Genomic DNA, 16200 nt, shown 5'->3' on the forward strand with positions numbered 1-16200 from the left:
GGGAGGCGTCGCATGCGACGTCTCCCGCGGAAATAGGATTGGTTACTACATTCTTGTCGCATCAGAACCAACGCACATAGGCGAAGTCTTGACGGTGAGGCAGATCGGCATTCTTGGGGAAGAGACGGAATGCATATTTGAAGATTCCGGCCACATTGACCTCGTAGTTCAATTCATAGGTTACCAAGTCTCCTACGGTCTTCACCTCTTTCATTTCGGTCACGATATAAGGCTGTTGTTGACCGTCGATGACTTGGGAAACGACCAGTTCCACACCGAGACAATCGGGCAATCCTTTGCGGTCGATGGTTACCGATATATCGTAAGACCCACCGGCACACGACTTGTAAAGGAGGTCTTCGGGAAGATTGATCTCTTTTATCTCGATTTCGTCCCATTTGTCGACGACCATCTGTTTCCAAGCAGCAATTTCCTTGGCTTTTTTGTAATTGTCGGCCATGAGGAGTTTCGAGCGTTTAGCCTCTTTGCTGTAAAAGCGTTCGATGTAATCTTCGAGCATACGATTCATCGTAAACTCGGGTGCAATCTGGGCAATCGAGTTTTTGATATATTGTATCCACTCGGGCGAATAGCCTTTGCTGTTCTTGGCAAAATAGAGGGGAACAATCTCATTTTCGAGCATGGCGTAGATGGTTGCCGCATCGAGTTGGTCCTGGTTGCTTTGTTCCTGGAAAGTGCGTTTTGCGGTCAAAGCCCAACCGGCACCCTCCTTGTATCCTTCATACCACCAGCCATCGAGCACCGAGAAATTGAGCACACCGTTCATTTCGGCCTTTTCGCCCGACGTTCCGGAGGCTTCGAGAGGACGGGTCGGGGTATTCAACCAAATATCCACACCCGAAACCAAACGCTTGGCCACTTTCATGTCGTAGTTTTCCAAGAAAATAATCTTTCCGAGGAATTCGGGACGGCGTGAAATCTCGACAATGCGTTTGATAAGGTCTTGTCCTGCGCCATCGGCGGGGTGAGCTTTTCCCGAGAAAATAAATTGAACGGGATATTGGGGATTGTTGACAATCTTCGAAAGCCGTTCGAGGTCGGTAAAGAGAAGATGGGCGCGCTTGTAGGTGGCAAAACGACGGGCAAAGCCGATGAGAAGGGCATTGGGATTGATGCGTTCGAGAATCGAAACGACACGCGAGGGATCGCCTTGGTTCTTAATCCAGTTATCGCGGAACTCGTTGCGCACGAAGCTGATGAGTTTGTTTTTCATCATCTGACGCATATTCCAAATCTCTTCATCGGGCACATCATAGATTTTCTGCCACAGCGAACGGTCATTCTGACGGGTAAGGAAGTCGGCTCCGAGGCGTTTTACATAGAACTCTTTCCATTCCGAAGCGGCCCATGTGGGCATGTGCACACCATTGGTAACGTAACTTACATGCAACTCGTCGGGAGAATAGCCTTTCCAGATGGGTTGGAACATGCGTTGCGACACCTTGCCGTGGAGCCAGCTCACACCGTTGACTTCCTGACAGGTATTGCAAGCAAAGACACTCATGCAGAATTTTTCGCCCGAGCCGGGGTTCTCACGTCCCAAATCCACCAGTTCTCCGAAACTAATTCCCAGTTTTGCAGGGAATTCGCCCATATATTTGCCAAAGAGCGACTCATCGAAATAGTCGTGGCCGGCGGGCACAGGGGTGTGCACGGTATAAAGCGACGAAGCGCGTACCACTTCCAGGGCCTCTGCAAAGGAGAGTTTCTCCTCTTGAATATAGTCGACGAGACGTTGTACGTTGATGAGAGCAGCGTGGCCTTCGTTGCAGTGATAAACATCTTTCTTGATACCCAAGCGTTTGAGCATGAGAATACCGCCTATGCCGAGCAAATACTCTTGTTTCATGCGGTTTTCCCAGTCGCCACCGTAAAGCTGATAGGTGATGGAACGGTCATACTCGCTGTTGAGTTCCAAATCGGTATCCATGAGGTAGAGCGACACTCGACCCACATTTACACGCCAAATGTTGGCATAGACAACACGGCCGGGATAGGGTACTTCGAGAATAATGGGGTGACCGTTTTCATCGACAACCTGTTCGATGGGGAGCTGGTTGAAGTTTTGGGCTTCGTAGTTGGCCAACTGCTGGCCGTCCATGGAGAGGGTCTGGGTGAAATATCCATACCGATAGAGGAAACCGACGGCAACCATGTCGATATTGCTGTCACTGGCCTCTTTGAGGTAGTCTCCGGCCAAGATGCCCAAACCGCCCGAATAGATTTTCAAGACATTGGCCAAACCATACTCCATGCTGAAATATGCAACGGAGGGATGATTGGCAGCGGGTTTTTGGTCGATATATTTACGGAATTTCTCATACTCTGCTTGAATGGTATCCATCATGGCTTTATCGGCCACAATTTCTTCGAGGCGTTCATAGCTGACCCGGTCGAGCATCATCACGGGGTTCCCGTTGACCGATTTCCAAAGTTCCGGATCGATAGATCTAAACATCGAAAGAGCTTCATTGTTCCAAACCCACCAAATATTTCGCGCCATTTCCTGCAAAATATTCAGTTGTGCCGGTACACGCGACTCTACCTTTATGTCCCGCCACACGGGCATGTTGGCATTGCTTACTTGTACTTTCATAAATCTATTATGTTGGTAAATACTTGTTTTATAGGGTTATTTTTCGTCTGTTTCATCATATTCGTCAACAAAAGCCGACTTCCCCGCGCAATCTTCGGCCGCCCGGTTGAGGGCAATGTCGTAGGCTTTGCGGTAATAGTTGATAAAATGGTTCCACTGTGCTTCTGCCGCAGTGTTTTGAGCCGACTGGGCCATGAGCAGACGGGTCGATTTCCCGGCCGTTGCAAGCCACCCTATCGTATCGGAAAGATTCTCGGTGACCTCGACAAAATTGAAATCGGTGCGGTGCAGCACGGCTACGCCTTTCCCTTCGAGGCCATAATTGGCCATGCTCTTTATCCACATGCCGAATCCCGAAAGGTCGGTCGTCACCGTCGGCACTCCGAAGGCAATGCTTTCAAGAGGAGTATAGCCCCACGGTTCGTAATAAGACGGGAATGCCGTGGCATCGAAACCTATCAGTGTATCGTAATAGGAGAAATCGACAATGCCATCATTGCCGGTGAGATAAGAGGGGATAAATATGATTTTGAGTTTTGAGTCGGGTGTTTGAGGGAAACCGCAATAACGTATCTGATTGGAGACCTTGTCGTCGGCCGGATTGTGCAGGGTGTGGGTGATATAAGGCTCGGGCAACGGAGTCGTGTAAGAAGCCCCGCTCTGCAAGCGTTCTTGCAAGTCGGCACGGGGTTCTTTCACCCAAGCAGGCACCATGACAAAGGCAATGATTTCGCGTTCGCCGTTGTAGCGCAGGCGCAAACGGTTGAGGGCATCGACATACATGTCGATACCTTTGTTCTTGAACTCATATCGACCCGACGTGGCAATGAGCATGGCATCGTCGGGAGCCTCATACCCGATAAGCGCCGAAGCGATTTGCAGGAGTTTTTTACGGGCAGCGGCCCTTTTCTCTTCATACCGATGGCCTTTGGGCACAAAGTCGGCCTCGAAACCGTTGGGGGTCACTACGTCGGGGACTTTTTCGAGCAGTTGAGCACATTCGGCAGCCGTCACGTCGCTTACCGTAGTAAAGGCATGCGCAAAATGGGCGGCCTGACGCTCGACCGAATGCTTGGCTTCCATGTTCAGTTCTTCGGCCATCTGCGTGCCATTGTAACCGAACAAGTATCCATAGAGCGGTTTGTTGTTCCCGGCTATCGAACGTCCTATCGACGTGGCATGCGTCGTGAAAACGGTGGCAATGGCAGGCAATACCTTGCGCAGGTAGAGCAATCCCATGCCGGTCTGCCACTCATCGAAATGGGCAACGACCTTATATTTCTCACCACCGATGTAATGGTAATAATGCTCGATGACTTTTGCCGCGGCACAGGCAAACATGCAAGAATCGTCGTAATCGCCGTATGCATGCAGTGATTTCACGCCGAAATCGTTCCACATGTCGGTATAAATGTCATTGCGACGCGAAAAGAGGTCTTGGTAATCGACCAAGATAACGACAGGTTTTCCGGGTATGTTCCAGCGTCCCACACGCACCTTGAACCCTTCGGCCAAGGCTTTTGACTTCCAAGCTTTCAACAACGTGTGTGACTCCGTAAAGAAAGGCGACGGTGTGGTTTTCCACACATCAGGCCCTATGAATATGTTTTTATCCTTATTAATCTTTTGCAGCGTGCGGGCTTTTGTCGACAACACCGTGTAGATACCACCTACCAAATTACAAACCTCCCAGCTAACTTCAAAGAGATAATCGGGATAGAGTTGATCTCGCTCTGTCATAAAAAAATATTAAAAAACTCTTTTTATCCACAAAAGATGTGTGCAAAGATACAACAAAAATTCGAGATTACAGACATTGCACGCTGATATTTGTGCAATTAATCTTGACGAATGAACGAAAAATCGGGAAACAAGCCATCGGCAAAAGCATTTCAAGCCTTGACAAAACAGTTTCCGAATATGTTTTTTTAGCAATTTCAAGAGTATTCTTGCGGGGATTTAACAAAATGAGATTAATTTTGGTTCGAAATAGATCTTTAAAATCGGACCATCCATGAAACGACTCCTTCTATCGACGCTCCTGGCAACTGCCGCGTGGGGAATTTTATCGGCCGAAGAGGCAAAATCGCCGCAACAGGCGCGATTCGGGAACTTTACCTACACGGGCAACGACCCTTACTACGCTTTGCCCGCGGAATTTGACCCGCAACGCCACTACATCAATCCCATACTTGCCGGCACCTATCCCGACCCGAGCATTTGCCGCAAGGGGAACGACTACTACATGGTAAACAGTTCATTCTGTTACTACCCCGGCATTCCCGTATGGCACAGCACCGACTTGGTGAGCTGGGAACAAATAGGCTACGCCCTCGACCGGCCGTCGCAACTCAACATCAAGGACGGCATGGGTACCAATGCCGGCATCTATGCCCCCGACATCAAATACAACCCGCACAACGACACCTTCTACCTGATTGTTACCGACATCGGGGGGAAAGGGAATATCGTCGTCAAGACAAAAGACCCGGCCCAAGGGTGGAGCGACCCGATACGCATTCGCGAGGTGGGCGGCATCGACCCCTCCTTCCTTTTCGACACCGACGGGAAATGTTACATCGTCAACAACCAGGGTCCGGCATATCCGCCCGAGTATGACGGGCACTGCGCCATCTGGATTCGCGAATACGACACCGCGACCGACAAGGTCTGCGGCCCGGCCACGGTACTCGTCGACAAAGGGGTGCACCCCGAAGAGCGCCCCATCTGGATCGAAGGCCCCCACCTCTACCACATCGGCGACACCTATTATCTGATGGCCGCCGAGGGAGGTACCGGCCCCCAACATTCCGAGGTGATATTCTCATCGGACAGACCCACTGGGCCTTTTACCCCCTGCCCCGTCAATCCCATTCTCACCCAGCGCGACCTGCCCGATGACCGGACGTTCCCCATCACCTGCACCGGACATGCCGACCTGGTGGAGACTCCCGACGGTGAATGGTGGGCCGTATTTCTCGGCGTGCTCCCCTATGACCGGTATCACGACAACACCGGCCGCAACACCTTCCTGCTCCCGGTCGAATGGAACGACGAGCAACCGATCATTCTGCCGAAGGGTGAACGTGTCCCCACCATCGGAGAGAAACAGAACGAAGGGAAAGGCCGGCTGCTGACGGGGAATTTCTCTTATACCGACGATTTCGACTCCGAGTCCATCGACATGAAATGGATTACCCTGCGCACCCCGCAAACGACTTGGTGGGAACAAACCGGCGGGACAATGCGCCTTACCCCCCGCCCCATCGCCCTGACCGACAAAAAACAGCCATCGTTCCTCTGCCGTTGGGCCCAGCATGCCCATTACACGGCATCGACCTGCGTCGACTTCACGCCTCAAAATGCAGGCGAACTGGCCGGCATAGCCGTTTTCCAGGACGAGAAAGGGCACTATATCCTGGGCAAGGGCATGACCCGCAAAGGTGATTGCGAACTGGTCGTGATACGCAGCGACAAAGAGGGTTCCCAAGTGGTGGCGAGACAACCGCTCGACCGCAAATGGCAAAAAGGAAAAATCTGGTTGAAAATCGAATGCCACGGTGCGTCCTACACATTTGCCTACTCCCGCAACGGAAAGAAATGGGCCACCTTGGGTACCCCGCAAGAGGGTCACATCATCACCACCCAATATGCGGGAGGGTTTACCGGCTCGGCCATAGGGCTTTATGCCACAACGGCCGAAAAGGCTCTCTAAACTTTCCCCCACCGATAAAAGAAAGCGCTTTGGCGAAAAATCGCCAAAGCGCTTTCTTGATAACGGGCTCAACGCAGGAATCAGAGCACCAAATCGAGTGTGGTCTCTCTGTCGACGCGTATGATATAATAGCCCGAAGGCAATTCAAAACTGTGTGTCGTCCCGGCAGAAACCGCGTTGTAGACGGCGACACCTGCCAACGAGAATACTTCGATTTGGGCACCGGCATTCAAGCCGCTGAGGGTCACGGTACCTTGACTCACGGCCACGACAATCGCCGACTTCTGCTGCTCGGTCGCAGGAACACCGCCACTCAGGTCGAAACGTCCTTCGGAATCGGCAATTCTGAAACGGCGCACGGTCAATTCACCCGAGGTGAGCGTCGGTGCCGAAATCTTCACGAAACGTGTCTCGGCATTGAGCAACAGGTGCCCGTCGAAGGGGAAATCATCGGCAGTGAGTATGCGAATGGTGCGCCAACCGGGAGCGATGTCGCAGTTGCGCGATTCCTGTATCTTAAATTCGACATTGCCTCCGCCCGAATACTCGACATTCAGGTCGAACGCTGCCGAACGTCCGTCGAAATAGGTCATGATTTTGTCCGACGTCTTATTCATCACAGCGACATTTCCGTCTGTCTCGCCCGACACTTGTACCCAGTGGGGGTAATCATTCTGCGACGTTTGCACCAAACCGCCCACGGTCTCGAAGGGAGCCACCTGCGTGAAGGGGGCAAAATCGAGCGGCAGCGAAGCGGCAGCCTTGCCGTAGTGGGTTTCACCCTCGGACTTGGCGACCGGGAAGTCACAGGTGGAGAAAGCAAGCTCGCCCGTAAATGATTTCTCTCCGGCATAATCGGTCAGAGCACCTTCGGGGAAAGAAAGCACATACGACGTATTGACGTCCAAAGCCGAATATTTGAGGGTCAACGAAGTTCCCGAAGCCGACACCTCTACATTCTCGTATTGCTCACCACTGAAAACGGCTCCACCATGATATACCACTACCTGATTGAAGGTAAACGTCATGGCTCCGTCGGCATAGCTGATGGCCGCGGTGTCGGGCCAAGCCTCAACGGCAATGGGGTCGGCAACCACTTCGGGTATATACTGCTCGATGAGAATGTCGTTGATATTGAACTTAATGGCGTTGGCATCGATTTTGAACGTCACTTCGGAATCGTCCATGTGGATATATTGGAACTTATATATTCTCTTTTTGTTTCCAAGCGTGAACGATGCCACATTGCTTTCCACACCATCGACAATGGTATTGAGCTTGAACGTTTTCGATTTCGTTTCGGGATTTCCCGCCCATATCGTTATGACACAAGGGCCGCTGACCCGGGGTAATTGCAGGTAACCGCCCGATGAAGTGGAATAAAACTGGACACAGCGGTCGGTGGCTCCGGCATCGGCTCCGGTGGCCGGGCCGTAATCTTTGGACATGTCGGCCGAATTGTTAGCCGCACTCATGGCCACGACGCGAATGGTGTTGCTGCCCGAACCGAACTTCATATCGCCAATGGTTTTTGTCGTATTTTTCCCGTTGATAATATTCGTGTTATCGGATATGGAACCATAGGCGTTTTTCCAAGCCTCGGGTTGTGTATTGAAATCGGTATAAAACAAGATGCCACCCTCGACCGCCTTAAATGTCCACACCGTACCGGTTGTCGTGCCCTCATCATTTGTGGCATCGATCCGCCAGTAGTAGGTGGTACCCGCCTCGACTTGTCCGTAATTATATGTTGTTGACGTGAGGCCGGTTGCCAACTGTTGCATGTTATCGGCCGAGGTACCGGCATAAACGGCATAGGTCACTTGTCCATAATAAGGTTTTGTGGCATTCTCCCAGGAAAACACCACCTCATTAGCAGCTCCGACCTCGGCATCGATTGCCGGGGTCGGATTCTCTGAGAGTTTGGGTGCCGAAGGGTCGCCGATGGTCTCGGTGGTCAGCACCGACGAATGGGGCGACTCTATCCCTTCTCCATTATATGCCCGCACGCGAAAATAGTAAACGGTTTCGGGGTTAAGCCCTGTGGCCGTGCAAGTAGTCACATCGGCTCCTACCCGGCCGGCCTCGGTAAAGGATTTGTTGTCGGTCGATACTTCGACGATAAAACCGGTTTCGTCATCGGAGTTGTCGATCCAGGAAAGAGAAATCGATTCTTTCTTTTGCTCCGTCACTTTCAGACCCGACGGCGATTTGACATAAGGATAAGCCGAAGTGATGGAGAAAGAGTAATTCTCGATATTGGCATAGCCGTTGGCCGCAATGGCAGCGGCATCACTGGCATCGTTCGGATTCAACCCGTTGGCTTCTTCCCACTCGTCGGGAATACCGTCACCGTCGCTGTCGAGCGGTTTGTAACCGCCATAGAGCGTACCGGTACCGCCATGGGGCAGGTCTTTCTCGGAACTGATGCCATTGGTCGAGCCTTTCGTCCCGAACGACGAGAGTTCGTCTATCAAATATTGGTCGACCTCATCACGCACCGGCAAGCAAGGCCCTACGCTGTCGATAATCCAATGGAGCGCCTCCTCGGCCGTCATCATGCCGACAATCGTCGGGTGTGCCTTGGGACGGGTAGTGATGCCGTCGAACGTTTCCAAGTCATATACACGCGAACTGCCCGACGACGTATATTCGGCCTCGGTCACTTCACGACCGTTGGCCACGCCGTCCTTGTCGGTATCGTAGTAGTTACCGGCCGCATAATATTTGAAGTTGGAGTTACCGCGGGTAAACGGAGCGGTTCCGTTCCACGGACCTTTCATGAAATAGTTGTTCTCGATATGTGCCCAAGAGGGTCCTTCGCTGTCGCCCATGATGTAGCAACCGCCACCACCCCAGTTATAAACGACATTGTTGACAAACTGGTTGAGACCTTTGACTTTGGGATTACGGGTCTTGTTTTCGATATAGAGGTTACGGTAGAGGGTAACGCCACCTTCGGTCTGTATCAATCCGCCGCAGGAGTGCGATTGCAGACCTTGACCGATGATGGAGTTTTGTATCGTGATGTCGCTCGGCATCGTACCCTTGTTGTCCCAACTTATCGAGAAGCATTCGTCGCGGCCCCATAACGCAGAGAGGTGATCGAATATCATATTTTGGCCGTTGGCCACGCCACAAGCGTCTTTGCCGCTTGTACCGCCGGCCCCCATGCGGAAACGCATATAGCGCACAATGATATTGTCGGCACCCGAGAACGAAACCCGATCGCCATACACCTGCACGCCTTCACCGGGAGCGGTCTGCCCCAAAACGGTAAGGTCGGATGAGAAAACAAGTGCCGATTGCAAATGAATGACACCCGAGACGTCAAAGACGATAATGCGGTTGGGCTTGCTGACGGCATCGCGCAAAGAGCCTGTGCCGCTGTCGTTGAGATTGGTTACATGGTAGATGGTTCCCCCGCGTCCGCCAGTGGCAAAGCGGCCGAACCCCTCTGCTCCGGGAAAGGCCAAAAGCCCTTCGGCATAAGCGGGAACCGAAACAAACAGGCTCAACAAAAGAGCCCATAGAAAGGTAACTTTTTTCATGGTAAGTGTTCGATAAATTTATTGGTTAACTAATACTATGAGCAAAGGTATAAATAAAAAACTCGAAAAACAGAGCGGCATGTCAAAAATGTTTGACATGCCGCTCCCGCACACGAAAAGTTTATCGAGAAAAAATGGGATCCGTTTCCATGTTTGCGTCCCTATTCTCCTCCGGGGACTGTTGCATCTGGAATTTTTGCGCCTTTGAAAGCGTATTTGAATTCCTTGATTTTGCGTCCGTCGGCCTGTTTGATTGTAAACGAGACCTGATTGACTTGGTTTTCATCGATTATTCCCGCAAATTCCACCCCCAGGTCGGTTGTCGTGGAATAATTGAAATAATAGAAACGTTCGCCGGCATAGGTGATATTGGCTATGGCCTGCTTGTCGAGACTGAATGACTCACTGACAAATTGCGCCGTAACGATATTTACCGTATCGGGAAGTATAACGATATACCCCGCGCCTGTTTCGAGGGTGGAATCGGAAATCGACAAACGTTCCCATTCTCCCTCATAGGTGCCGGCAGCAACCGTTTCGGGTGTTACGGGATTGACATACACCGCATTGTCATCGTCGTCATTGCACGCAAAGAAAGCGCAACTCAACGCAAGGAGGGAAACCAAAGAGATTATTGCATGTTTCATTATTGTCAACTTTTATAGGTTTATGATCATCTCCGCTTTACAAAGGATTAATAGCCCGGATTCTGATTCTCCTGGTTGATGCCCATATTGGTATCGATTTCGGCTTGCGGTATGGGACGATACCACTTTACCTCTCCTTTGTTGTTCGACATGTCGGCCGCGGACGATATATATGTATTGTAGGCGATATTGTACCGAACCAACTGTTTGGTGCGTCGCAAATCGATCCAACGGCTGGCGTTTTCGCCGAAGAGCTCCCGGGCGCGCTCATCGAGGATAACGTCGAGCGGCGTATTCTCTCCATAAGTCACCGGGGTCGTGTAATTGGCTTCGTAGTCAGCAAATGACGATAATGTCTTGGCTTTGGCCCGTTCCCGCACATCGTTCACATAAGAGAGAGCCGTTGTTTCGTCGCCCGCCATGAGAGCGGCTTCGGCGGCCACCAGATAGATGTCGCTCAAATGCAAAAGCAATATATCGCGATAATCGCTGTAAGTGCAACTCTTGTCTTGTTCGGTATTGGGGTCATCATACTTTCTCACCGTCACGCCGGCTTGGGCAAGTCTTCCCGCACTGTGGTATTCCAATGTCTGACGGCTGGCGATTTTTCCGTCGGTACCCAAGGTGATGATAACCATCGGGTCGGCAATGATGTAAAATTTCGACTGCTTGGTGGCCAGTTTGTCGGCATCAGTGTTGGCAAAACGCTGGGTGTTGTCCGTAATCCATGTTTCAAGCTCGGCTTGGCTGGTATAGTAGGGAAAATAACCGAATGCGATTTTGAGGTTGCTGTTGTCGGCATTGTTGTAGTATGCCATATAACCCTCATCGCCCCAACCGGGAAGGCCATCGTCGCCGATTGCCGAGTTATACATGATTTGCATGAACGTCCCTTCCCAACGTTCATCGCCCTCGTCCCAAAGGTAGATGGCCTTTGTCGACGGACAAAGCTGAGAACCGCAGGCTTTCAAACCGCTTTCAACGGGATTGCCGTAAAGGTGCCCGTAAGAGCCTTGCAAATTGTGCCCGCCGGCATATATGTCGCCGGGATAGCCCTCACGCTGGTATTGCACCGAGAATATTTCTTCCTCGTTGTTTTCGTTGAACGGCCACCACTTGTCATGGAACGACATGGTCAGACCCTGCCCGTTGATGGCTTTTTCGGCCCAGGCAAGCGCCTTTTCGAAATAGGCGGTCGAGGTAACCGTATAGGTGCCGGCCGTCTCATCGAGAAGCTTGGTGTGTATATCCCAACCGGCAGCCAGATACACTTTTGCCAAAAGAGCCGCCACGGCGCGTTTGCTTGCCCGGCCCAAGTTGGCACCCAGGCCGTTGTCGGGCAGGTTGGGCGACTCGGCAATGCTTTCCAACTCGGCAATGATATTCGCATAAACGGTACTTAAATCAGCACGCGGATAATTGCGTTCGTCATTATCGATGTATTGGGTCACATAAGGGACGCCGCCAAAATGTTGGGTCAACAGATAATAGCCATAACAACGCAGGAATTTGGCTTCGGGAGCATACGTCCCGTTGTCGCCTCCGTATTTGAGCACACCGTTGGCATCGTTTATCATGGCGTAGATATTCTTATAGAGGTCCTCTACCGTGGAGTTCTCGGCCGAGAGGGTGTACCGATGGAACATGCCGGGGTCTTTGGAACGGACAGCGACATAAAGGTCGGTTCCCCATTCATTGATCTCGACATTGGTAGCCATGGGTTTCAACCCGGCATAGGCCGATGCCAAAAAAGTCTGCAAACCGGCATCGGTAGAGTAATAATCTTCGGCCAATGTACCACCTGCACTCTTATTCTCGGCTTCCAAAAAGTCATCGCAACTACTGAAAAGCAGTGCACCTGCTATTACAAATGCTGCTATATAGATAATATTTTTCATCTTCTAAGAATTTAAGAGGTTTGGTATTAGAATGTTATACTTGCACCAAATTGATAGGTTATCGTGCTCGGACCGTCGTTTTTCAAATCTCCACCCGCCCACTCAGGATCGAATCCTTTGTAACGGGTAAAGACAAACGGGTTTGTCACGGTTGCATAAAGCCTCAAATTCTGACATTTGAACTTGCTGACCCATTCCTTGGGGAAAGTATATCCGAGGGAGATGTGCTTGATTTTCACATAGGAGGCATCGACGATGGTATTGGCATTGCCCAACCACTCCTCTTGATAAGTCAGGGAATTGGTCGTAAAGGGATAATCGCCGTAGTGTGTCGTTTCTTGATAAACGGGGTTGATGAATGTTCCATCATCATTGATTCCATCACAATTCAACAAGGTCCCGGCCGGCACATACCAATCGGCATTCAAACGCATGCGTCCGCGGTCGGTCAAGTCATAATACTGCCCATAGAATGCAGAGCTGACCGTATAACCGATTTTTGCATAGACCGACAGCGAAAGGTCCCAATTCTTGTAAGAGAGGTTGCTGGTGAAGCTGCCCACGAAATCGGGCGACGACTTATATATCTTACGGTCGTTGGTTCCGTCTATGGCACCGTCGCCATTCAAGTCCTTGATGATAGGCATGCCTTCCTGCCACCCGTAGATGGTATAGTAATAATCACAGGAACGCACTTGCTGCCCGGGAACAAATCCGAAGTTTTTCGCGGCCTGGGTATTGGGAACGGTCATCATCTGGTCGGTGACAATCCCGTCCCATACATAGGCATAGACATTTTCCACCGGATAGCCGATAAAGAGACCTCCCGTCATAGCTGTGGGCACAAGGTTGGTTCCAAGGCCGTTGATTTCAAGAACTTTGTTCTTGTTATGCGTGAATGAGAAAGTCGTTTCCCAACGCCAGTCCTTGGTGGAGACGTTTACCGTGGTCAATCCTATTTCCACGCCGGTATTCTTTACCGAACCTACATTGGTTGTCATCGACTGTCCGCCGGTAAGCAAAGGAAGGTCTACGTCATAGAGCAGGTCTTTTGAGCGTTTGTCATACCAATCTATTGATCCGTGAATGCGGCCATTGAAGAAACCGAAGTCCAAACCGACATTGACTTCATGGGATTTCTCCCATTGGAGCCGGCTGTTTACAATACCGCTCGGCGATGTACCCGAGATATAGGTCCCGCCCAAAGGATAATATTCGGTCGAAGCTATGGTAACTTGTGTCGCATAATCACCGGCGCCCCGATTGTTTCCGGTTACACCGTAGGAGAGACGGAGTTTGAGGTTGCTCAACCAATGGGAAGTGCGTTTCATCCAAGGCTCATCGGAGATGCGCCAGGCAAAGGCCACCGACGGGAAAGCTCCCCAACGGTAATTTTTTGCGAACTTCGATGAGGCGTCCCAACGTACCGTGGCCGTGAGCATGTAACAATAGAAAAGGGTATAGTTGGCGCGCAAGGCAAACGATACCATGCTGTTTTCGGTGTAAGTGTTCGACGAACCCGTCTGGTTTATCAATCCGGTGTTGAGTGCATACCACAAGGTGCCTTCACGCACGCCGGCCGACTCGATATATTCCGTTTCGGTCTTGCCCGACATGAGAGAGGCCAAGCCCATCACGTTGAGTTCATGGCGGTCATTTATGCTATAATCCCATGTCAAAGTATTGTCCCATGTATAAGAGAGGCCGCTGGCCGTGGACAAGGTAGCCTGGTTCTCGGCATCTCCCACGAGGGTTCCCCGATAGAAACCTTCCCGGGAAGCTGAATAAATCGGCGAGAATGAGGTCTTGAAATTGAGCCCGTCAATCGGTTTGAGGTTGATGTAGAAATTGCCCAGCAAAGTCCACTCTTCACCGGCTTTTTCCTCGTTTTCCCAATAAAGCAAGGGGTTGTATGAACTGGTAAACTGGTAACCTGTCGCACTCGTACCCAAATATTTATGCGCTCCGGGTTGTGCCAACAATTCACCTGTCTCATCGTCATAGGGGAATATAAAAGGATTCATACGGAAAGCCTCCTGCACACCGGTATCGGAACCATACTCATTGTCGATTTTTGCCAAGTTTACCGTAAATCCGGCACTGACGACTTTTGATATTTGGGCATCGAGGCTTCCTTTGAAATTGAATTTACGTTCGTCATCGCCTTCGTAAAGGCCCTTGTTCCTGTTATAACCTATACCCATGTGGTAGCTCACCTTCTCCGAAGCTCCGCTGACACTGATATAATGATTTTGCTGGCTGCCGTTGTTGGTGATGAAATCGGGCCAATCAAAGGTACGGCCGCTGGCCAGCATATCTTTCATGGCATATTCGTTCTTGCCGGCTTCATATTGCAGCGCCATCTGTCCGAAACTGCTGTTCATGGTATAGATAGGCTGCGAGGTATTTCCCGTGCCACCGACAGGAGAAAGGAACTCCCTGAAACGATAGGTATAAAATTCGTCGGCTGTTTGAAAATCGGGCATACGCGCCGGCGTGGAGACGCCGTAGTAGCCATCGTAAGATATGGTCGGTTTGGCGACACTCTTCGACAATCCTCCGCCGCTCTTTGTGGTCACCAACACGACACCTGCCGTAGCCCGTGAACCGTAAATGGCCGTAGAGGAGGCATCTTTAAGAATATCGATGCGTTCGATATCGTGTTGATTGAGCCAGTTGATGTCGGAACATTCCACTCCGTCGACGATATACAACGGTGTCGTACTTCCGTTGATGGACGAACGTCCGCGAATGTCTATATCGAAACCGCCTCCGGCACGGCTGCTGTTTTGAGTAATATTCACACCTGGAACAGAACCTTGTATGGCGCCTAATACCTCGGGGGTACCTCTCTGTATGATTTCATTCGGGGTAACCGATGAGACAGAACCGGTAAGGTCGTTCTTTTTTACCGTACCATAACCGATAACGACAACATCATCGAGTTGCTCGGCATCTTCTTCCAAAACAAATTTCAGATTTGTCTGGTTGCCGACGGTCACGGTTTGTCTCTTAAATCCCAAGAAATAGGCTGAAATGGTCGATGTCGGCTTTACATTTTCCAATGAAAAGTTACCATTGGCATCGGTAATGGTCACAGCTTTTCCGTCCAACGAAATCGACACACCCGGTAACGGCTCTCCTTGACGGTCGGCAACACTACCGGTCACTCGCTGTTGAGCATCGACGGCGACACATATCAGGCTCAACAAGAATACCGTTAATGTCTTAGTTATTAGCTTCATCATGTATGTGTGTTTTTTGGTATGAAATCGGGTTATCGGCAGACGTTGTCTGTCAAAACTCCGTTAAAAGGGCGGTCACCAAAACCGCCCTTTTAACGGATAAAGAGATGTTTTATTTGAGGATAAATTTATGACCCTTCTGTATAATGACACCTTTATAATCTTTCGTTACAGGTTGTCCCAAGATATTATACATCGGGGCATTGTAATCGATTGTCGGAACGGTGGGATCGCTTTCCACTTCGATGACAGAGGAAGATTCGGGTTGGTCCAGAGAGTTCTTGATGCTTTGGTCCTTGGCCGGGTCATACGATTCGAGGTCGGCTTCGGCAACGGTATACACGACGATGTTGGCACCCACTTGGTTGTTTCCGTCATACAGGAACGAAAGTTCATAATACCAACCCAGGGGATCTTCTATCACGGCCACGGGTTTCGTCTCGGCCTGGACGGGCGACGGACTGAACGGATAGGCCAAAGCCTTGATGGCTTCGTTATCCATGATGTCCCGACCGGTGATGCCATCG

General features: G+C 50.8%; 8 protein-coding genes. 1 reads left to right on the forward strand and 7 read right to left on the reverse strand.

The features are described from left to right. Positions 1-61: 61 nt before the first annotated feature. Positions 62-2617: an alpha-glucan family phosphorylase gene (glgP, locus tag IAD09_04885; protein HIT81556.1), complete on the reverse strand. Its 2556-nt coding sequence runs from the start codon at positions 2615-2617 to the stop codon at positions 62-64. 36 nt (positions 2618-2653) lie between these two features. Then, on the reverse strand, positions 2654-4357 hold the full coding sequence (locus IAD09_04890; protein ID HIT81557.1) for a glycogen/starch synthase: 1704 nt from the start codon (positions 4355-4357) through the stop codon (positions 2654-2656). Positions 4358-4631: 274 nt separating this feature from the next. Here IAD09_04890 and IAD09_04895 point away from each other — a divergent pair, with 274 nt between their 5' ends. Further along, a complete protein-coding gene (locus tag IAD09_04895) occupies positions 4632-6332 on the forward strand; it encodes a glycoside hydrolase family 43 protein (protein ID HIT81558.1) in 1701 nt (566 codons plus the stop codon). Positions 6333-6412: 80 nt separating this feature from the next. On the opposite strand, the gene IAD09_04900 is transcribed toward IAD09_04895, so the two are convergent. The 5 genes from IAD09_04900 to IAD09_04920 form a co-directional block, all read right to left on the reverse strand. After that, positions 6413-9883: a fibronectin type III domain-containing protein gene (locus IAD09_04900; protein HIT81559.1), complete on the reverse strand. Its 3471-nt coding sequence runs from the start codon at positions 9881-9883 to the stop codon at positions 6413-6415. A gap of 161 nt (positions 9884-10044) precedes the next feature. After that, positions 10045-10530, reverse strand: a complete 486-nt coding sequence (locus IAD09_04905) for a hypothetical protein (GenBank protein HIT81560.1) — start codon at positions 10528-10530, stop codon at positions 10045-10047. A gap of 47 nt (positions 10531-10577) precedes the next feature. Continuing rightward, positions 10578-12428, reverse strand: a complete 1851-nt coding sequence (locus IAD09_04910; protein ID HIT81561.1) for a RagB/SusD family nutrient uptake outer membrane protein — start codon at positions 12426-12428, stop codon at positions 10578-10580. Positions 12429-12454: 26 nt separating this feature from the next. Next, positions 12455-15676: a TonB-dependent receptor gene (locus IAD09_04915; protein HIT81562.1), complete on the reverse strand. Its 3222-nt coding sequence runs from the start codon at positions 15674-15676 to the stop codon at positions 12455-12457. A gap of 109 nt (positions 15677-15785) precedes the next feature. Continuing rightward, on the reverse strand, positions 15786-16200 hold a 415-nt coding region (locus IAD09_04920; GenBank protein HIT81563.1), incomplete at its 5' end, for a hypothetical protein.

Source organism: Candidatus Caccoplasma merdavium (genome assembly GCA_018715595.1).
In the GTDB taxonomy this organism is placed as follows: Bacteria; Bacteroidota; Bacteroidia; order Bacteroidales; family UBA11471; genus Caccoplasma; species Caccoplasma merdavium.